Source organism: Mycobacterium sp. NGS51, assembly GCF_059812525.1.
The window spans coordinates 68,701-87,546 of sequence record NZ_JCALCV010000024.1 but is presented as its reverse complement, the minus strand read 5'-3'; the positions used below and the strand labels follow the sequence as shown (position 1 = coordinate 87,546).

General features: G+C 66.1%; 23 protein-coding genes. 8 read left to right on the top strand and 15 right to left on the bottom strand.

What is annotated here, in order from left to right:
- Positions 1-33 precede the first annotated feature (33 nt).
- The gene (locus tag AC5Y5W_RS22975; RefSeq protein WP_500012980.1) at positions 34-1,458 is read right to left on the bottom strand and encodes a glycine--tRNA ligase; all 1,425 of its coding nucleotides are present in this window, start codon (positions 1,456-1,458) and stop codon (positions 34-36) included.
- A 104-nt stretch (positions 1,459-1,562) separates the two neighbouring features.
- Between AC5Y5W_RS22975 and AC5Y5W_RS22970 the strand changes: the two genes are divergently transcribed.
- Together AC5Y5W_RS22970 and AC5Y5W_RS22965 are read left to right on the top strand one after the other, a co-directional pair.
- A complete protein-coding gene (locus AC5Y5W_RS22970; RefSeq protein WP_500012978.1) occupies positions 1,563-1,943 on the top strand; it encodes an ArsR/SmtB family transcription factor in 381 nt (126 codons plus the stop codon).
- 49 nt (positions 1,944-1,992) lie between these two features.
- The gene (locus AC5Y5W_RS22965) at positions 1,993-2,385 is read left to right on the top strand and encodes a Fur family transcriptional regulator (RefSeq protein WP_500012976.1); all 393 of its coding nucleotides are present in this window, start codon (positions 1,993-1,995) and stop codon (positions 2,383-2,385) included.
- A 98-nt stretch (positions 2,386-2,483) separates the two neighbouring features.
- Here the strand turns inward: AC5Y5W_RS22965 and AC5Y5W_RS22960 are convergent, their stop codons facing one another.
- The 3 genes from AC5Y5W_RS22960 to recO are packed head-to-tail and all read right to left on the bottom strand — an operon-like array spanning position 2,484 to position 4,571.
- Entirely contained in the window at positions 2,484-2,900 is a 417-nt protein-coding gene (locus AC5Y5W_RS22960; protein WP_500012974.1) for a hypothetical protein, read from the bottom strand.
- Positions 2,900-3,781, bottom strand: coding sequence for a decaprenyl diphosphate synthase (locus AC5Y5W_RS22955; RefSeq protein ID WP_500012972.1), 882 nt, complete (start codon positions 3,779-3,781; stop codon positions 2,900-2,902). The genes AC5Y5W_RS22960 and AC5Y5W_RS22955 overlap by 1 nt, the downstream gene beginning before the upstream one ends.
- Positions 3,756-4,571, bottom strand: a complete 816-nt coding sequence (gene recO / locus AC5Y5W_RS22950) for a DNA repair protein RecO (protein WP_500012971.1) — start codon at positions 4,569-4,571, stop codon at positions 3,756-3,758. The genes AC5Y5W_RS22955 and recO overlap by 26 nt, the downstream gene beginning before the upstream one ends.
- 63 nt (positions 4,572-4,634) lie before the next feature.
- On the opposite strand from recO, the gene AC5Y5W_RS22945 reads away from it, so the two are divergent.
- Positions 4,635-6,080: an amidase gene (locus tag AC5Y5W_RS22945; protein WP_500012969.1), complete on the top strand. Its 1,446-nt coding sequence runs from the start codon at positions 4,635-4,637 to the stop codon at positions 6,078-6,080.
- A gap of 1 nt (position 6,081) precedes the next feature.
- Here AC5Y5W_RS22945 and AC5Y5W_RS22940 read toward each other — a convergent pair whose 3' ends face one another.
- Positions 6,082-7,242 carry an acyl-CoA dehydrogenase family protein gene (locus tag AC5Y5W_RS22940; RefSeq protein ID WP_500012967.1) on the bottom strand — a complete coding sequence of 387 codons (1,161 nt, stop codon included), beginning with the start codon at positions 7,240-7,242 and terminating at the stop codon, positions 6,082-6,084.
- A gap of 81 nt (positions 7,243-7,323) precedes the next feature.
- Between AC5Y5W_RS22940 and AC5Y5W_RS22935 the strand changes: the two genes are divergently transcribed.
- Positions 7,324-7,908, top strand: a complete 585-nt coding sequence (locus AC5Y5W_RS22935; RefSeq protein ID WP_500012965.1) for a TetR/AcrR family transcriptional regulator — start codon at positions 7,324-7,326, stop codon at positions 7,906-7,908.
- A gap of 14 nt (positions 7,909-7,922) precedes the next feature.
- Here AC5Y5W_RS22935 and AC5Y5W_RS22930 read toward each other — a convergent pair whose 3' ends face one another.
- Complete coding sequence (locus AC5Y5W_RS22930; protein ID WP_500012963.1) at positions 7,923-8,567, bottom strand: TetR/AcrR family transcriptional regulator; 645 nt, start codon at positions 8,565-8,567, stop codon at positions 7,923-7,925.
- A gap of 61 nt (positions 8,568-8,628) precedes the next feature.
- On the opposite strand from AC5Y5W_RS22930, the gene AC5Y5W_RS22925 reads away from it, so the two are divergent.
- Positions 8,629-9,684, top strand: a complete 1,056-nt coding sequence (locus tag AC5Y5W_RS22925) for an oxygenase MpaB family protein (protein ID WP_500012961.1) — start codon at positions 8,629-8,631, stop codon at positions 9,682-9,684.
- Between the two features lie 152 nt (positions 9,685-9,836).
- Positions 9,837-10,163, top strand: coding sequence for an LGFP repeat-containing protein (locus AC5Y5W_RS22920; RefSeq protein WP_500012959.1), 327 nt, complete (start codon positions 9,837-9,839; stop codon positions 10,161-10,163).
- Positions 10,164-10,177: 14 nt separating this feature from the next.
- Here the strand turns inward: AC5Y5W_RS22920 and era are convergent, their stop codons facing one another.
- The 6 genes from era to AC5Y5W_RS22890 are packed head-to-tail and all read right to left on the bottom strand — an operon-like array spanning position 10,178 to position 14,898.
- Positions 10,178-11,074, bottom strand: a complete 897-nt coding sequence (era, locus tag AC5Y5W_RS22915) for a GTPase Era (protein ID WP_500012957.1) — start codon at positions 11,072-11,074, stop codon at positions 10,178-10,180.
- A 19-nt stretch (positions 11,075-11,093) separates the two neighbouring features.
- Entirely contained in the window at positions 11,094-11,429 is a 336-nt protein-coding gene (locus AC5Y5W_RS22910; protein WP_500012994.1) for a cytidine deaminase-like protein, read from the bottom strand.
- Positions 11,407-12,708, bottom strand: coding sequence for a hemolysin family protein (locus AC5Y5W_RS22905; RefSeq protein ID WP_500012955.1), 1,302 nt, complete (start codon positions 12,706-12,708; stop codon positions 11,407-11,409). The genes AC5Y5W_RS22910 and AC5Y5W_RS22905 overlap by 23 nt, the downstream gene beginning before the upstream one ends.
- Positions 12,705-13,241, bottom strand: a complete 537-nt coding sequence (gene ybeY, locus AC5Y5W_RS22900) for an rRNA maturation RNase YbeY (RefSeq protein WP_500012953.1) — start codon at positions 13,239-13,241, stop codon at positions 12,705-12,707. The genes AC5Y5W_RS22905 and ybeY overlap by 4 nt, the downstream gene beginning before the upstream one ends.
- A 4-nt stretch (positions 13,242-13,245) precedes the next feature.
- On the bottom strand, positions 13,246-14,289 hold the full coding sequence (locus AC5Y5W_RS22895; RefSeq protein ID WP_500012951.1) for a PhoH family protein: 1,044 nt from the start codon (positions 14,287-14,289) through the stop codon (positions 13,246-13,248).
- Between the two features lie 54 nt (positions 14,290-14,343).
- Positions 14,344-14,898, bottom strand: coding sequence for a nuclear transport factor 2 family protein (locus tag AC5Y5W_RS22890; RefSeq protein WP_500012949.1), 555 nt, complete (start codon positions 14,896-14,898; stop codon positions 14,344-14,346).
- Between the two features lie 73 nt (positions 14,899-14,971).
- On the opposite strand from AC5Y5W_RS22890, the gene AC5Y5W_RS22885 reads away from it, so the two are divergent.
- Positions 14,972-15,427 carry a hypothetical protein gene (locus tag AC5Y5W_RS22885; protein WP_500012947.1) on the top strand — a complete coding sequence of 152 codons (456 nt, stop codon included), beginning with the start codon at positions 14,972-14,974 and terminating at the stop codon, positions 15,425-15,427.
- Here the strand turns inward: AC5Y5W_RS22885 and AC5Y5W_RS22880 are convergent.
- From AC5Y5W_RS22880 to hrcA, 3 genes are read right to left on the bottom strand one after another with little or no spacing between them, the layout of a single operon-like run.
- Complete coding sequence (locus AC5Y5W_RS22880) at positions 15,424-16,173, bottom strand: 16S rRNA (uracil(1498)-N(3))-methyltransferase (RefSeq protein ID WP_500012946.1); 750 nt, start codon at positions 16,171-16,173, stop codon at positions 15,424-15,426. The two genes, AC5Y5W_RS22885 and AC5Y5W_RS22880, sit on opposite strands and share 4 nt — an antisense overlap.
- A 7-nt stretch (positions 16,174-16,180) precedes the next feature.
- Positions 16,181-17,317, bottom strand: coding sequence for a molecular chaperone DnaJ (gene dnaJ / locus AC5Y5W_RS22875; protein ID WP_500012945.1), 1,137 nt, complete (start codon positions 17,315-17,317; stop codon positions 16,181-16,183).
- A 56-nt stretch (positions 17,318-17,373) separates the two neighbouring features.
- Positions 17,374-18,417 (bottom strand): heat-inducible transcriptional repressor HrcA, encoded by a 1,044-nt coding sequence (gene hrcA, locus AC5Y5W_RS22870; protein ID WP_500012944.1) that lies wholly within the window; start codon positions 18,415-18,417, stop codon positions 17,374-17,376.
- A 101-nt stretch (positions 18,418-18,518) separates the two neighbouring features.
- On the opposite strand from hrcA, the gene AC5Y5W_RS22865 reads away from it, so the two are divergent.
- Entirely contained in the window at positions 18,519-18,830 is a 312-nt protein-coding gene (locus AC5Y5W_RS22865) for a type II toxin-antitoxin system VapB family antitoxin (protein WP_499884319.1), read from the top strand.
- Positions 18,831-18,846 lie beyond the last annotated feature (16 nt).

Sequence of the window (18,846 nt, the reverse complement as noted above, 5' to 3'; positions counted from 1 at the left end):
TGTCGCCCGGGGACACGCACGCTCGCGCAAAAATTAGCAGCCTCGTAGGCGGGCCCCGAGATAGTCGGCCACGCCGTCGAGCGCTACCCGGTCCTGAGTCATCGCGTCGCGCTCCCGAATGGTGACGGCATGATCCTCGAGGGAATCGAAATCCACTGTCACGCAGAACGGCGTCCCGATCTCGTCTTGGCGCCGATAACGCCGCCCGATCGCACTGGCGTCGTCGAAATCGACGTTCCAGCACTTGCGCAACTCGGCGGCCAGATCACGCGCCTTGGGGCTGAGATCGGCATGCCGCGACAGCGGCAACACGGCGGCTTTGACCGGCGCTAGCCGCGGATCCAGCCGCAGCACCGTGCGTTTGTCCATGCCGCCCTTGGCATTCGGCGCCTCGTCTTCGTGGTAGGCGTCGATCAGAAATGCCATGAACGAGCGGGTCAACCCGGCCGCCGGCTCGATCACATAGGGCACGTAGCGGCTGTCGGTGGCCTGATCGTAGAAGGACAGGTCGACACCGGAATGTTTTGCGTGCGTGGACAAGTCGAAGTCAGTGCGGTTGGCCACGCCTTCCAGTTCACCCCACGGGTTGCCCTGGAAGCCGAACTTGTACTCGATGTCGACGGTGCGGTCGGAGTAGTGCGACAGCTTGTCCGCGGGATGTTCGAACAGCCGCAGATTGTCCCCGTCGATACCCAAATCGACATACCAGGACAGTCGTTCGTCGATCCAGTACTGATGCCACTCGCGCGCCGTGGACGGCTCCACGAAGAACTCCATCTCCATCTGCTCGAACTCGCGGGTCCGGAAAATGAAGTTGCCGGGGGTGATCTCGTTGCGAAAGCTCTTGCCGATCTGCCCGATACCGAACGGCGGCTTGCGGCGCGCTGTGGTGACCACGTTGGCGAAGTTGACGAAGATGCCCTGCGCGGTCTCCGGCCGCAGGTAGTGCAACCCCTCCTCGGTTTCGATCGGCCCGAGGTAGGTCTTGAGCATCATGTTGAACTCGCGCGGCTCGGTCCACCGACCGGGCTCACCGGTCTCCGGGTCGCGGATATCAGCAAGACCGTTCGGCGGCGGATGACCGTGCTTGGCCTCGTAGGCCTCGATGAGGTGGTCGGCGCGGTAGCGCTTGTGCGTGATCAGCGACTCGACCAGCGGGTCGTGGAACACCTCGACATGTCCGGAAGCAACCCACACCTCGCGCGGCAGGATGATCGAGGAGTCCAGGCCGACGACGTCGTCGCGGCCGGTGACCACCGAGCGCCACCACTGCCGTTTGATGTTCTCCTTGAGTTCCACCCCCAGCGGTCCGTAGTCCCAAGCCGATTTGGTGCCGCCGTAGATCTCCCCGGACGGGTAGACCAGGCCGCGTCGTTTGGCCAGGTTCACGACAGTGTCGATGACGGACGCCACGAGGTGCTGCTCTCCTGTTGTCGATGGGGCGTTGAGCACCGTCATCGTAGCGACCGACCCCGGGCACCTTTGACATGCATCAGTGCGCATGTGACAGTGGAAGTAACCGATAACGGTTCCCATAGCTTCCCAACAGCGCAGGTGATGGCATGTCCCCCTCGACCTCAATGGCCGCCGACGGCGACGAGCTGGTCGGCAGCCACGAACACAGCGGATCGGCGGCATTCCCCGCGCCACCGTCGCGGGAGATCCTCGACGCCGCCGGTGAGCTGCTGCGGGCGCTGGCCGCGCCGGTACGCATCGCCATCGTGCTGCAGTTACGCGAATCCCAGCGTTGCGTGCACGAGCTGGTCGACGCGCTGGGCGTGCCGCAGCCGCTGGTGAGCCAGCATCTGAAGATCCTCAAGGCCGCCGGGGTGGTCACCGGGGAACGGTCGGGCCGCGAAGTGCTCTACCGGTTGGCCGACCACCATTTGGCACACATCGTCGTCGACGCCGTCGCCCACGCCGGTGAGGACCGGCGCTCATGACCCGCGCCGGCGACGATGCAGAGCGAAGCGATGAGGAGGAGCGGCGCTCATGACCAGAGCCAGTGTGCGCTCCACCCGGCAGCGGGCAGCGATCTCGACGCTGTTGGACACCCTCGACGAGTTTCGGTCGGCCCAAGAGCTGCATGACGAGCTGCGCCGGCGTGGTGAGAACATCGGCCTGACCACCGTGTACCGGACGCTGCAGTCGATGTCGGCCGCCGGATTGCTCGACACCCTGCGCACCGACACCGGGGAAACGGTCTACCGGCGCTGCTCGGAGCACCATCACCATCACCTGGTGTGCCGCAGCTGCGGGTCCACTGTCGAAGTCGCCGGACACGACGTCGAACAGTGGGCCGCGCAGGTTGCTGCCGAACACGGGTTCTCCGACGTCAGCCACACCATCGAGATCTTCGGCACCTGCTCGGAGTGTCGAAGGTAAGTGCCTACCCCGATGGCGAGCGTGCGAAAACCCGGGAAACTGCACGGCGTGTCGACCGGGGACACGCACGCTCGCGGGGAAGGCGGCCAGACGAAATGCTAAGCAGTCAGTGCGCTGCGGATCTCGGCCCCTTTGTCCAGCACCATCAAAATCAACGTACGGAGCGCGTCGTCGGTCAGACCGGCGCCCGGAAAGTTGTAGCGCAACATCACGTCGGCGGTTTTTCCGGAGTTGCGCTTGGCGGTAACCTCCCTGACTTTCTCCACCAATGCCACCGAGCCCAACAGGGTGCTGTCCGCTTGCGCGGCTACTCGATCGCGAACCTGCTTGTTGAGCACCAGATCCCACGCCAGCACCTGGGTCAGCGACACCAGGTCGAGATCCTCGACAATGGTCACCACTCGCAGCGACGCGAACGTCCCGCCGTGGCGCACTGTCAGCGCGCCGTCGGCTTCCTCTTCGACGCGCAACACCGCGCCGAGTACCGACGCCAACCGCTCCTGCAACGACGACATCAGGCGGTCCCGAAGCGTCGGTGACGGGAAGCATATTCTTCGCAGGCCGCCCACAAGTCGCGGCGGTCGTAGTCGGGCCACAGCTTGTCCTGAAAGATGTACTCGGCGTAGGCCGCCTGCCACAACATGAAGTTGCTGGACCGCTTTTCGCCCGAGGTGCGCAGCAACAGGTCCACGTCGGGAATGTCGGGCCGCTGCAGGTGGCTGGCGATCGTCGCCTCGCTGACCCGCTCCGGGTTGAGCTTGCCGGCGGCCGCCTCACACGCGATATTCCTTGCGGCTTCGGCGATTTCGGTCCTGCCACCATAGTTGACGCAGTAGTTCACGGTGATGACGTCGTTGTTCCACGTCATCTCTTCGGCGATCGCCAATTCCTTGATGACACTGCGCCACAGCCGTGGCCGCGATCCCACCCAGCGTATCCGCACACCCATATCCTTGAGGTTCTCTCGCCGGCGTCGCACCACCTCGCGGTTGAATCCCATCAGAAAGCGGACCTCCTCAGCAGAGCGCTTCCAGTTCTCAGTGGAAAAGGCATACAGGCTGAGCCACTTGATGCCGATCTCGATTGCCCCACAAGCGATGTCGATCACCACCGCCTCACCCATCTTGTGGCCTTCGGTGCGGGGCAATCCGCGCCCCGTGGCCCATCGGCCGTTGCCGTCCATCACGATGGCCACGTGATCGGGCAATTGGCCGGCCGGAATCCGCGGCGGTGCCGCCTTCGAAGGGTGCTGCGGCGGCCGGCGCGGCCCACCGTCGGGCGACGGCGGCAGCTCCGGGAAGACGACAGGCCACGTCGAGGTGTCCGGGAACGTCGGGTAGTCATCGGGCGCCGGGGGCAACTGCGGAAAATCAGCCGGCTTCTGTTTCCGCACCATGGGCCACATCCTGCCCGACCACTGAGACCCGGCGGTCGGCAACCGTACGGTCCACCCGCTGCATCCGCTCCACCAGCGGCAACGTCCGCAATTGCCGCTCGAGATGCCATTGCAGGTGCGCGGCCACCAATCCGCTGACATGGCTGCGGTGGGATTGCGGTGCCGTCTGCGCGGCCTCCCAGTCGCCGTCGTGCAACGCGGACATCAGCTCCAACACACCCAGCGGCGGCGTGGTGGAACCGGCTGGGCGGCAGTACCCGCAAACGCTGCCGCCGGCAGCGATGTGAAACGCCCGATGCGGACCAGACGTGGCACAGCGGGCACACTCGGTCAGCGCCGGCGCCCATCCGGCGATACTCATCGCACGCAGCAGATAAGCATCCAGCACCAGCTCGCGGGGTCGCCGCCCATCGGCCACCGCCCGCAGCGCACCGACAGTCAGCCGGTGCAGTGCCGGGGCCGGCGCCCGTTCTTCACCGGCGAGGCGTTCGGCGGTTTCCAGCATGGCGCACGCACAGGTGTAGCGGCCGTAGTCGCTGACGATGTCGGTGGCGAACGCGTCCAGCGACACGACCTGGGTGACGATGTCCAGGTTGCGCCCGGGGTGCAGTTGCACATCGATGTGGGCGAACGGCTCCAGCCGCGCGCCGAACTTGCTGCGGGTACGCCGCACACCCTTGGCCACCGCGCGGACCAATCCGTGGTCGCGGGTGAGCAGGGTGACGATTCGGTCGGCTTCGCCGAGCTTGTGCTGGCGCAGCACCACCGCCCGATCCCGGTACAGCCGCATCAGACCAGTTTGTCATCGCGCCGCGACATCACCTTGCCCACGCGCCGATAATGTCTAATACCGATGAGTAGCACTTCCGGCCCCCGCTTTCCGACCCTGACCGAGCAGCTCTACCAGCTGGCCAACAATGAGGTGAGCTCCGACGAGCTGGTCCGCCGCGCACTGCACGCTATCGATCGCAGCCAATCGACGCTGAACGCGTTCCGTGTGGTCCGCACCGAGACCGCGTTGGCCGACGCCGCCGAGGCCGATCGGCGCCGTGGCGCCGGCGAACAGGCGCCGCTGCTGGGTGTCCCCATCGCGGTCAAAGACGACGTCGACATCGCCGGGGTGCCCACCGCGTTCGGCACGTCGGGAGATGTCCGGCCGGCCACCGTCGACGCCGAAGTGGTACGACGGCTCAAGGCGGCCGGCGCGGTGATCGTCGGCAAGACCAATACCTGTGAATTGGGCCAATGGCCGTTCACCAGCGGACCCGGCTTCGGGCACACCCGCAACCCGTGGTCGCGCAAGCACACGCCAGGCGGGTCATCGGGCGGCAGCGCCGCAGCGGTGGCCGCAGGTCTGGTCGCCGGCGCGATCGGCTCCGACGGCGCCGGCAGCGTGCGCATTCCCGCCGCCTGGACCCATCTGGTGGGCATCAAGCCGCAGCGCGGCCGCATCTCGACCTGGCCGCTACCGGAGGCGTTCAACGGCATCACGGTCAACGGCGTGCTGGCCCGCACGGTCGAGGATGCCGCGCTGCTGCTGGACGCGGTGTCCGGCAGTGCCGACGGTGACCTGCACAAACCGCCACCACTGACGGTGTCCGACCACGTGGGCACCGCGCCCGGTCCGCTGCGGATTGCGATGTCAACACGGTTCCCCTACACCGGTTTTCCGGCCCGGCTGCACCCGGAGATCAAGGCGGCCGTCGAATCGGTGGCCGATCAACTGCGGCTGCTCGGCCACAGCGTGGTGGCCGGCAACCCCGATTACGGCCTGCGGTTGTCGTGGAACTTCCTGGCCCGCTCCACCTCGGGGCTGCTCGACTGGGCCGAACGGCTCGGCGACGGCGTCGACCTGGACCGGCGCACCATGTCCAACATGCGGATGGGCCGGCTGCTGTCGCAGTCGATACTGCGCGCGGCCCGCGCACACGAAGCCGCCGACCAGCGTCGGGTCGGCTCGATCTTCCGCATCGTGGACGTCGTGGTGGCGCCGACGACCGCCCAGCCGCCGCCTCCAGTGCACGCGTTCGACCGTCTGGGTGGCCTCGGCACGGACCGGGTCATGATCGGGGCGTGCCCAGTGGCCTGGCCGTGGAACGTACTGGGCTGGCCGTCGATCAACATCCCGGCCGGGTTCACCGCTGAGGGGCTGCCGATCGGCGTTCAGTTGATGGGACCGGCCAACAGCGAGCCGTTGTTGGTGTCGCTGGCAGCGGAATTGGAGGCAGTCGGCGGCTGGGCCGCCAAGCAGCCCGAAGGGTGGTGGAACACCGGCACCGGGATACAGCCCGCGCAGTAATTCACATTGCGCGGCTGATGATCTCTTTCATGATTTCGCTTGTGCCGCCGTAGATTCGGTTGACCCGTGAACCGGTGTACATCTGCGCGATCGGGTATTCCATCATGTAGCCGTAGCCGCCGAAGATCTGCAGGCAGCGGTCCACGATCTTGTCGCTGGCTTCGGCGGCGAACAGCTTGGCCATCGACGCGGTCCCGGCGTCGTTCTTGCCGTCGATGTACTGCTGGATCGCGGTGTCGACCGTCGCCTTGATCGCGAACGCCTCGGCCTTGCACTCGGCCAGGGTGAACGCAGTGTGTTGAAAGTCGCCGATTCGGCGTCCGAAGGCCTCGCGGTCCTTCGAGTAGCGCACCGCCTCGACGATCGCAGCCTCTGCTAACGCTGAGCACATAGTTGCGATGATCAGCCGCTCCCGCGCGAGTTGCTCCATCAACTGGTAGAAGCCCAAGCCCTCTTGCTCGCCGAGGCGGTTGCTTACCGGCACCCGCATCTCGGAGAAGAACAGCTCTCGGGTGTCCTGGCCGTGTTGACCCATTTTCTCCAGCACCCGGCCGCGTTCAAAACCGGCGAGGTCCTTGGTTTCGGCCACGATCAACGACACACCCGCAGCGCCTTGCGCGGGGTCGGTCTTGGCGACGACGACCAGAAGGTCACAGTGAGTTCCATTGGAAATGAACGTCTTCGACCCGTTGATGACATAGTCGTCGCCGTCGCGGATCGCGGTCGTGCGTACCGCCTGCAGATCCGACCCGGTCCCCGGTTCAGTCATGGCAATCGCCAGCACCAACTCGCCGCTGATGATGCCCGGAAGCCAGCGCGCACGCTGCTCGTCATTGCCGTAGACGTCGATGTAGTGCGCCACAATCGGCGAGTGCACCGCGAATCCAAATCCGTTGTCATGGGCGTAGACCAGTTCCTCCTGAACAACGGCATGCATGCCGAAGTCGCCACCCAGACCGCCGTATTCCTCGGGCAATTCGAAGCCGAGCAGCCCGGCTTGGCCGGCCTTCGTCCAGAATTCCCGATCGACCGCGTGCTGCTTGGCCCACCGCTCCTGGTTGGGTGACGCCTCCTTGCGGAAAAACTCCGCCGCATGCTTGCGCAACTCGCGGTGAGAATCGGTCTCCCAGGACGGGCGGTAATCCGGAAACAACTGCGACATGACGGGCAATAACCTCCTTATAACGACGATACAGCTGTATCGTATACCAGTCAGCCGTACAGGACCGAAGGAGGCGGTTGGATGGTCAGCCCGCGCGCATCCGACGACCTGACCGCGAAAGCGCGGATTCGCAACGCGGCGCTCGAGCTGTATGCCCAACATGGCGAAGAGCGGGTCTCGTTGCGCGCCATAGCCTCCGAAGCGGGGGTAACCCTCGGGCTGGTCCAGCATCACTTCAAGACCAAGTCCGGGTTGCGCGAGGCGGTCGACGGGTTCGTCGCGGATCACTTCGCTCAGGCCATCGCGGCGGCACCCTCCGATGGGACGCCCGCCGACATCGCTGCCGCGCGTGACGAGGCGGTGCGGCAGATGCTCAAGGACAACCCTGCCGTCGTGAACTACGTGCGACGTGCGGTGCTGGAACCGTCTGAGCAGCGGCTGCACTTGCTCGAGGTATTGGTCGACCTGACCCGCAGCGAGGTCGGCATGCTGCGCGCCGCAGGGTTGGCATCCACGAAGCGCCGCGAGTCCATCCAAATCGTGGGTGTGCTGGTGCGACAGATGGGCGAGCTGCTGTTGCAGCCGCTGGTCGATGCGGTCTGGGACCGGGTTGCCCGCCGGAGCGACGGACCCAAGCCGCGGCTGTCGATCACGGTCGAGGGATAGTGCCCGACGGCTTGTCAGGCGTGGCGGATCGCGCGGTAGGCCGCTCGACCGACCAACTCCCCGAGTTCGTCTGGGCTGTAGGTGTTGTCGGGAGCGAGCAGGCTGCGCACGCCGGCTTCGCCTATTGAGACGAACAACTCGACGAGAACCGGTAGCTTGCGCATGGCGTCGCGGGTATCCCAACGTTGCAAATCGGGCTGGATCAGTTCGGCGAACTGCTCGGCTACTCTTCGGCGCCCCCGCGCGAACAACTCCGCGACGTCGGGTCCCGGGTTGCACCAGAACAGTGTCCGCCAACTGTCGGGCTGGTCGGCGACCGTGCGGAGCAGCGCCTGCATACCGCCCACGAACGCCTGCTGTGCGCTGTCGCGGCGGCGGCCGGGCGTGGGATAGGCGGCCAACACGCCGGTGAGCAGCTTTTGTTCCTCGCGGGCAAGCAGGGCTTTGATCAGTTCGATGCGATCCGCAAAACACGCATACACGACGGGGCGGGTCACACCGAGCCGCTCCGCGACGGCGCCGATGGTCACCGCCGGGATGCCACCGTGCAGTGCGATCGCCTTAGCGGCGTCCAGCACCTGCGGACGCCGCCGTTCCGGGCCAAGATGGGCCGCCCGTGGCCGATGAACGGCAGCACGCGAGACGGTTGCTTCACCCATGAAGGAAAATGCTACGCTGCTGTAGGAATCGTTGCCAACGTGACACGCGGAAGGACCCCTCATGCCCCTGCGCACTGTTGAGCCCGCCGAGGACTACGGCTTCTTCGGCCCGGAGTCGGTCACCTGGAAAGTGTGGAGCTATCCGACGTCACTCACAGTCGGCTTCATCCGCTCGGTGGTGATCGAGGAACTCGATCCGGCTCTGGTGGCCTCCGTCGACCACACGCACGACATCTACAACCGGCCGCGCACCCGCTACGACCGCACGCTGCGCTACTTCGCGATGGTGGCGTTCAGCGATTCCCGCTCCACGTCGCAGGCCGCCGATGTGCTGGTGAAGGTTCATTCCAAAGCGATCGGCACCGAGCCCTACAGCGGGCAACGCTACGACGCGAACGATCCGCACTCGCAGCTGTGGATCCATCTGACCGCCTGGCACTCCATCCTGTACGCATACGAGAAGTACGGCCCCGGCAAGCTCTCGGCCGAGGAAGAAGCCCGCTACTGGGAAGACTGTGCGGTCGCCGCCGAGTTGCAGACCTGCGATCCGGCCGACGTGCCGCGGAGCCGGGAGGGCATCCGGGCCTACTTCGAGCGGATGCGCCCGCAACTGTCCGGCTCGCCGATCGCCCGCCAGGCGATGAAGCACCTGATCAACGGCGCGGCGCTGATTTCTCCGCTGCCGCGCTACCTTGCCCCGCTCACCTGGCTCATCAACCGCACCCTGCGAGCCGGCGTGATGGCCACCATGCCGCAGTGGATGCGCACCATGGGTGGGTTGCGGCAGTCGCGATTCAGCGATGTCGCCGTCGTCCCGATTCTGCGAGTCGCCTTTGCGGCACTGAATGTCAGCCCGCCGGCGATTCGTCTCCAGGTGCTACGACTGCTGTCCCCTGCGACGGTGCCGGTCGTCGCCCCGGTGCTACTCGGAGTGCCGCCGCAAAACCCGGTCGTGCTCACGCCGGCCGAAGCCCGTGAGCGCTACGGCTACGATCGGCCAGCCGACGCGCACTTGGAGTGGCGCGCCAAGCAGCACACCCGCGTGTTCACCGACGGCGCGGCACCCAGCGATCAAGGGCTGATCGAATCCCAGCCGATTCTCGGATCGATCAGTTGATGTCGCCTCGCCCTAAACCCCTGACCCGCACCGCCGTTACAGCCATTGCCGCAGCACTGGCTGTGAGCTGCTCGGGCACCGACCCCGCTAGCCTCGGGTCCACAACTGCAGCGTCGACCAGCCGAATTGCCACTCCCAGCGGACAATTCGTCGTGCAAGGCGTAATCCTGCACAAATACAACGAAACCGGCGGGCCGACCGGACCACTTGGAGCCCCGATCTCCAATGAGCAGTCGGGACCCAACGGCGGTCAATACAGCAAGTTCCAAACCGGGGTGATCTATTGGTCGCCACGCACCGGGGCCCATGCCCTGTCCGGCGACATCCGATTGACGTGGCTCAACCACGGCGGCGCCGAGGGTCCGCTCGGCTACCCGACCAGCGACCAACACGCCGTTGCCGGCGGCTGGCAAGCGGAATTCGAACACGGCACCATCACCTACACCGACGGTCAGCCTCACATCAAGATTTACCAGTAGCACTGGTAACGGCGTCAAAACCCCAGTCGGCCAAGCTGCTTGGGGTCGCGCTGCCAATTTTTGGCAACCTTGACGCGCAGGTCGAGGTAGACCTTGGTGCCCAGCAGCTTCTCGATTTGGCCGCGTGCGGCAGTACCCACTTCCCGCAGCCGGGCACCGCCCTTGCCGATCACGATGCCCTTCTGGCTGTCCCGCTCCACGTACAGCACCGCATGCACGTCGATCAGGTCGTCACGCTCTTCGCGCGGGTTGACTTCGTCGATCACCACCGCCAGCGAATGCGGCAGTTCGTCACGCACCCCTTCCAGCGCCGCCTCGCGGATGAACTCGGCCATCAGCACTTCCTCGGGTTCGTCGGTCAACTCCCCGTCGGGATAGAACGCCGGGCCGGGCGGCAGTGCGGCGGCCAGCACGTCGATCAGCACGTCGATCTGCTCACCGGTGACTGCCGAGACCGGCACGATCTCGGCCTGGTCGACGAGCTCGCCGACCGCGGCCAGCTGCGCAGCCAGCTTGTCCTTGGCGACCGTGTCGATTTTGGTGACGACGACGACGAGTGCGGTGTTGGGTGCGATGGAGCGAATCTGTTGCACGATCCACCGGTCCCCCGGGCCGATTGCCTCGTCGGCGGGAATGCACAGGCCGATGGCATCGACCTGGCTGTAGGTGTCGCGCACCAAATCGTTGAGGCGCTTGCCCAACAGCGTGCGCGGGCGGTGCAGTCCAGGCGTGTCGACCAGGATGATCTGGAAGTTCTCCCGGTGCACGATCCCGCGGATGGTGTGGCGGGTGGTCTGCGGCCGGTTCGACGTGATCGCGACTTTGGAGCCGACCAGCGCATTGGTCAGCGTCGACTTTCCGGTGTTCGGGCGGCCGACGAAACAGACGAAGCCGGAACGGAATTCGCTCATGGGCGGTCAGCCGGCGCGGTCACGACGGGTTCCCGGCGCCGTCGGTCAGGATTATCGCCGCTGTCGGGGACAGTTCGCGGACCGCGGCGATCCCGGCGTCGTCGGCAGAGCCGGCCACCAGTACCGCGGCCTCCAGCCCGGCAGCACCACTGGACACCGCCGCAGCGACCGCCGTCTGCAGGGCAGTCAACCGCAGGACCGAAAGTCTTACCGGCGCGGCGGCGTAGGTACGGCCGTCGAGATCACGCACCGCCGCGCCACCGTCGGCTTCCGCGCGGGCCATCGCCGAGCGGGCCAGCACCACCAGCTTGGCGTCCTCGCCGTCGAGTGATTCAGGCATTGGTCTCCTCAGCACCATGACCGTCGGAATCGATACGGCTCAGCAAGACAGTGCCGATCCGCAGACGTCCGCGATGATCCGGGCCGCCCTCCGCGTGCAGTCGCAGACCATGGGATATCACCTCTGCGCCCGGCAGCGGCACCCGGCCCAGCTCCAGTGCCAGCAGGCCGCCGACGGTATCCACGTCGAGATTGTCGTCGAATTCCACACCGTAGAGCTCACCGACATCTTCGATCGGCAGCCGCGCCGAAACTCGGAACCGGTTGTCGCCCAGCTCTTCTACCGGAGCGGTCTCGGCGTCATCGTATTCGTCGGCGATTTCGCCGACGATCTCTTCCAGCACATCCTCGATCGTCACCAGGCCGGCGATCGCGCCGTATTCGTCGACCAGCAGCGCCATGTGGTTGCGGTCGCGCTGCATTTCGCGCAGCAGCGCGTCCAATGGCTTGGAGTCCGGTACGAACACCGCGGGCCGCATCACCTGCGCCACGCTGGTGTCGCGGCCTCCGTTGACCGAGTAATACGTCTGCTGGACAAGGTCTTTGAGGTATACCACGCCGAGGATGTCGTCGACGTTCTCACCGACCACCGGCATCCGGGAATGCCCACTGCGCACCGCCAGTGATGTCGCCTGCCCGGCCGATTTGTCGCTTTCGATCCAGATCATCTCGGTGCGCGGCACCATGACTTCGCGGGCCGGAGTATCGCCGAGTTCGAACACCGACTGGATCATCCGGCGCTCGTCGGCGGCAACCACGCCGCGTTGCTGGGCCAGGTCGACGACCTCGCGCAGCTCGATCTCGGAGGCGAACGGGCCGTTGCGAAATCCACGTCCGGGTGTGAGCGCGTTACCCAGGAGGACCAGCAGCCGGCTGATGGGCATCAGCAGCCACGAAATCACCTGCAGCGGAAAGGCAGCCACTAACGAGATGGAGTAGGCGTTTTGGCGGCCGAGGGTGCGCGGGCCCACACCGATGACGATGAAGCTGATCACCACCATGATCGCCACTGCGACGATCAATCCCCAATCCCGGCTGACGTTATGGCGCAGGAAGAACACCAGTAGCGCCGTCGCGGTGATCTCACAGGTGATTCGTAGCAGCACCACCAGGTTGATGTAGCTCGGCCGATTGTCCATCACCTTGGAGAGCCGCACGGCGCCAGGTCGCCGATCACGCACCAGTTCCTCGACACGGGCCAGTGACACCGTGCTGATCGCGGCGTCAATCGCGGCGAACAGCCCACCTAGGCATATCAGCGCAACAGCGCCGAACAGCGGAGCATATCCGTTCACGGCTCGTCGAAAAACCTTGACTTGTCCAGCAACCGACGGTCTCGTTCGAACTGACGGTCCAGACGATAGGACTCGACCTGATCGGCGACCCACTCCTCGAGCAGCCCGCGTTGCAGGGCGAACATCTCCTTCTCCTCGTCCGGCTCGCCGTGGTCGTACCCCAGCAGATGCAACACCCCGTGGATGGTCAGCAAGGCCAACTCGTGGCCCAGCGAATGACCGGCGGCGGTAGCCTGTTCGGCGGCGAATTCCGGGCACAGCACGATGTCACCGAGCATGGCCGGCCCCGGCTCCGGGGCGTCCGGGCGTCCCCCCGGCTCGAGCTCGTCCATCGGGAAGCTCATCACGTCGGTCGGGCCGGGCAGGTCCATCCATCGCATGTGCAGATCGGCCATCGCCGCGGTGTCCAGCAGCACCATCGACAGCTCCGCTGCGGGGTTGACGTCCATCTTCGCGATGACAAACCGTGCCACGCTGATCAATTCGGCCTCGGACACGTCGATGCCGGATTCGTTGGCTACTTCGATGCTCACGATGTCACCGGCGACTGCGGCCGCCGGACGCCCGCCGCGCGGACCGGTTCAGCGTCAGGCCCGGCTCCTCGTGCTTGGCGTAGGCATCCACGATTTCGGAAACCAGTCGATGGCGCACCACGTCGGCACTGGTGAGCTCGGCGATGTGGATGTCGTCGATGCCCTCGAGGATGCCGACTGCTGCCCGCAGCCCGGATCGCGCGCCGCCGGGCAGGTCGATCTGCGTGACGTCGCCGGTGACAACGACTTTGGAGCCGAAGCCTAATCGGGTCAGGAACATCTTCATCTGCTCGCCGGTGGTGTTCTGGGCCTCGTCGAGAATGATGAACGCGTCATTGAGGCTGCGACCACGCATATACGCAAGCGGTGCGACTTCAATGACCCCGGACGCCATCAACTTGGGGATCAGCTCCGGATCCATCATGTCGTGGAGCGCGTCGTAGAGCGGCCGCAGATACGGGTCGATCTTCTCGCTCAGCGTGCCCGGCAAAAAGCCCAGGCGCTCACCGGCTTCCACCGCCGGCCGAGTCAAGATGATGCGGGTGACCTGTTTGGTCTGCAGTGCGCTGACCGCCTTGGCCATCGCCAGGTACGTCTTGCCGGTGCCGGCCGGGCCAATGCCGAAGACGATGGTGTTGGCGTCGATCGCGTCGACGTAGCGTTTCTGGTTGAGCGTCTTGGGGCGAATTGTTTTGCCCCGGCGCGACAAGATGTCCAGGGTGAGGACTTCGGCTGGTGACTCGTTGCCGGTGCCGACCAGCATGGCGACACTGTGGCGCACCACCTCCGGCGTCAGCGTTTGACCGCTCCCCACGATCGCGACCAATTCCGAGATCACCCGTTCGGCAAGCGCGACATCGGCAGGCTCACCGGAAAAGGTGACGGCGTTGCCGCGCACATGCAGGTCGGCAGTCAGGATTCGTTCAAGTGCCCGCAGGTTTTCGTCGGCCGAACCCAGCAGGCCCACGACGAGGTCGGGCGGAACGTCGATGCTGCTGCGAACCTGCGAAGACGGGGAGTCAGCAGCGTTGGTCTCGCGGGGCGTCACGTGGCTTCTGATGCCTGCTTTCTGCGGTTTTGACAGTCGATTCGGTGTCCCAGTCTACCGCTGGGGCCGTCCCTCGTCTGCGGTGTGCGGTTTCGACAGCAGCGTATTGGCCGGCAAGTCCTGGTCGAGCACCTTTCGTGCCTGCACGGCGCCGGTGATCGGCAGCTCGGTGTCGTCGAGCAGGCCGATCTGTGCCAGCAGCGACGCCTGATCCCAGTAGATGCGCTCGTAGGCGACCTTGCCGTTCTCGATGCCCATCACGACCACCACCGGCAGCATCACCGGACGGCCGGTAGGCGCCACGTTCGGCAGGAAAGCCGGCACCGGTATGTCGTGGGTAAACGACATGATCATCTCGTCGACGACGCGATCGCTGCCGACGGTGCGGCATACGGGGCTGATCGTGGTGTCCTCGGGCCAGTGCCCGATGAAGTAGTTCGTGTAGAACTCGGTGAGCGCCGCACCGCCGACGCCGCCCATCATCGTGGGGACGTGGTTGACGTTCGGCTCGGCGACCATGGTGGCCATCGTGGCGGCCACGTCCTTGGCGACGAACTCGTCGGCCACGTGCTCGTCGAAGATCGCGCTGAGATCGTGGGCCTGACGCATGAGGGACGCTCCCTTCAGGTGCTTAAGCTGTGATTATGACGACCGCGCATTCATCGGATAGGGCTTATCGTTCGTGAACTTTCGGTATCTCGAGCTTCTGCGCGCCGGATGGGGTCTGACGTTGCTGATCGCCCCGCGTGCGGTGCTGGCCCGGGCCCGCGCTGTGCGGATCGATCGCAGGGCAATTGTCATCACCCGCATTTTGGGCGCACGCCAAGTCGTGCAGGCATCGTTGTCGGGAACCCAACCGACTCCGGAGATCCTGGCGGCCGGCGTCTGGGTGGACGCCGTGCACTCGCTGACCGCGCTTGCGCTGGCGGTCGCCGACCACCGTCGGGTCCGCGTCGGTGTAGTCGACGCGGTCGTCGCTGCGCTGTGGGCGGCGGTGGGCGCCTATGACCTGCGTCGCGGCAACGTCCCACCGGACGACCACGCACGACTCCGCAACCAGTTGGCGCGCACGGTTATCGGCGCCCTCCCGGGCGGTCGCGCGGTGATGGCCCAAGCGCGAAAGGCACGGGCGGGCTAGCTCGATTGCCACCGCGGCGTCAGCACGCCCAGCGCGCCCAACGCCACCGCGGCCGCTGTCGACGTGCGCAAGACGGTCGGACCCAGCCGGACCGCCACTGCACCGGCGTCGGTCAGCGCAGTGATCTCGTCGGGCGTAATCCCGCCCTCGGGGCCGACGATCAGCACCAGCGAATCCGCTTGCGCCAAAGCCAGTTCCGTCAGTCGCTCGGTCGCCGACTCGTGGAGCGCCAGCACCACTGCACCGCACGCGATCGCGTCACGCACCCGCTCAACCAACCCCGCGGTGGACAACACGCCGTCGACCGCGGGGATATGAGCGCGGCGGGACTGCCCGGCCGCCGATCGGGCGACCGCGCGCCAACGGCGCAGACCCTTCTCGATCCGGGCACCATCCCAGCGCGCCACGCAGCGGGCGGCCTGCCAGGCCACGAAAGCATCGGCGCCGGCCTCGGTGGCCAGCTCGATCGCCAGCTCCGAGCGCTCAGCCTTCGGCAGCGCCTGCACCACCGTCACCGGCGGCCGCCCCGGCGCCACACTCCAGCGGTCCAATACCCGCGCGGAAAGCCCGCCGCGGTCGGCCTCTTCCACCTGACAGCGGGCCAGCGCGCCGGCGCCGTCACCGAGCAGCAACTCCTCGCCGGGACGGATGCGCCGAACTGTCGCGGCATGAAACCCGTCGTTCCCGCCGAGGACAGTCAGCGCGCCGATCTCCGGCAGCGACTCGACGTAGAACAGACCGGCCACGGGCCGCTCAGCGCCCGGTGAACGTCTCGCGCAATCTGCTGAACAGTCCGCTGGTGGCCGTCCCCTGCGTGGACCGGACTTCGGGCACGTCGCGGGTGCGGCGGGTCTTGAGCTCGCGCAGCAGTTCGGAGTCGCGGTGGTCGAGTCGATCCGGCACCACAACGTCGACGTGGACGTGCAGATCGCCACGCGCTCCGGAACGCAAATGCGGCATTCCGTGACCGCGCAATGTCGTCACCGACCCGGGCTGGGTGCCCGCCGGAATCGTGATTTCGGTGATCCCGTCCAGAATCGCGTCCACGGTCACCGAGGTGCCCAACGCCGCATCGACCATCGGCACCGAGATCGTGCAGTGCAGGTCGTCGCCGTCGCGGACGAAAATCTCATGCGCGTGCTCGTGCACCTCGACGTACAGGTCGCCGGCCGGTCCCCCGCCAGGCCCCACTTCGCCCTGAGCAGCCAGCCGAACCCGCATGCCGTCGCCGACACCGGCAGGGATCTTCACGTTGATCTCCCGCCGGGCCCGCACCCGGCCGTCGCCGCCGCACTGGTAGCAGGGGTCGAGGATGACCTCGCCAACACCGCGACAGGTCGGGCAGGGCCGCGACGTCATCACCTGGCCCAGCAGCGAGCGCTGCACACTTTGCACTTCACCACGACCACCGCAGGTGTCGCAGGCCACCGGCGCCGAATTCCCGTTGGTGCCGCGCCCCTGACAGCGGTCACACAGCACCGCAGTGTCGACGGTGACCTGCTTGGTGACTCCGGTCGCGCATTCGGCGAGGTCCAGCCGCATCCGCAGCAGCGAATCCGATCCGGGCCGGACTCGTCCGACCGGTCCGCGGGACGCGGCACCACCACCGAAGAATGCCTCGAAGACGTCGCCAAGACCGCCGAAACCCGGGAAGCCGTTGGCTGACGCCGCGTTTTCCAGCGGGTCTCCGCCCATGTCGACGACGCGCCGTTTCTCCGGGTCCGACAGCACCTCGTAGGCGACGCTGATCTCTTTGAATTTCGCCTGGGCGGCCTCGTCCGGATTGATATCGGGATGCAGCTCGCGCGCCAACTTGCGATAGGCGCGTTTGATCTCCGCATCGCTCGCGTTCGTGCTCACGCCGAGCAGACCGTAATAGTCGCGTGCCACGCCTGACCTCTCCTATGCCGCGTTTACGCGGCTATCCAAACATTCGGGTACAGCAATTATCGAGCACCCAGCACTTCGCCGATGTACAAAGCAACCGCAGCGACACTAGCGATAGTTCCCGGATAGTCCATTCGGGTGGGTCCCAGCACACCCATGCCGCCGTAGACGGTGTCCATCGAACCGTAGGCAGTGGACACCACCGAGGTGCCCATCATCTGCTCGGCTTCGGTCTCGTGGCCGATGCGCACCGTCACCTTGCCGGCTTCCTGCTGGGCCGCCAGCAACCGCAGCACGACGACCTGCTCTTCCAGTGCTTCCAGGACCGACCGCAGCGAACCGCCGAAGTCAGCGGTATTGCGGGTCAGGTTGGCGGTCCCGCCCAGCAGCAGCCGCTCTTCCCGGTGCTCGACCAGCGACTCCAGCAGCACGGTGGCCGACCGGCCCACGGCATCCGACAGGCTGTTGGACTGCCCACCCCGCCCGTCCAGGTGGCCGACGAGCTCCGCGACGGCAATCGATGCCGCCGCAAGCTTCTTGCCTTCCAGCGCCTGGCCGAGCATTTCTCGCAGCTGAGACAGCTGATGATCGTCGATGGTGTCGCCGAGCTCGACGACGCGTTGGTCCACCCGGCCCGAGTCGGTGATGACCACCATCAGCAACCGGGCCGGCGTCAGCGCGATCACTTCCAGATGCCGCACGGTCGACGTCGACAGCGTCGGGTACTGCACGACGGCCACCTGACGGGTCAGCTGCGCCAGCAGGCGCACCGCGCGGCGCAGCACGTCGTCGAGATCCACACCGGACTCCAGAAAACCCTGGATGGCGCGCCGCTCGGCGACCGAGAGCGGCTTGACGTCGTCCAGCCGGTCGACGAACTCGCGGTAGCCCTTCTCGGTGGGCACCCGCCCGGAGCTGGTGTGCGGCTGGGTGATGTAGCCCTCGGCCTCCAGCACCGCCATGTCGTTACGGACAGTGGCCGACGAGACACCGAGGTTATGACGCTCCACCAGCGACTTCGACCCGATCGGCTCCTGGGTGGCGACGAAGTCGGCGACGATCGCGCGCAGCACCTCGAAGCGACGCTCGTCGGCAGTCCCCATCCCAATCACCTTTCTGACCCGGCCTATTTTACGGTGATCGTCGCGCGACTAGCCTTGTCAACCATGCTCACGTCGGTCGGGGCGCCCAGGTCGGTCGGGGAATGATCTTCAAGGGAGTTCGGGAGGGCAAGCCGTATCCCGACCATGGCCTGTCCTATCGGGATTGGTCTCGGATACCCCCTCGGCAGATCCGGCTCGATGAACTCGTCACGACGACGACGGTGCTGGCGTTGGACCGGCTGCTGTCGGAGGACTCGACGTTCTACGGCGATCTGTTCCCGCACGCGGTGAAGTGGCGGGGGATCCTCTACCTCGAGGACGGGCTGCACCGGGCGGTACGCGCAGCGCTGCGTAATCGCACCGTGTTGCACGCGCGCCTGCTCGACATGGACGTGGTCGGCCAGCACGCGTAGCAACCCGGTCACGTTT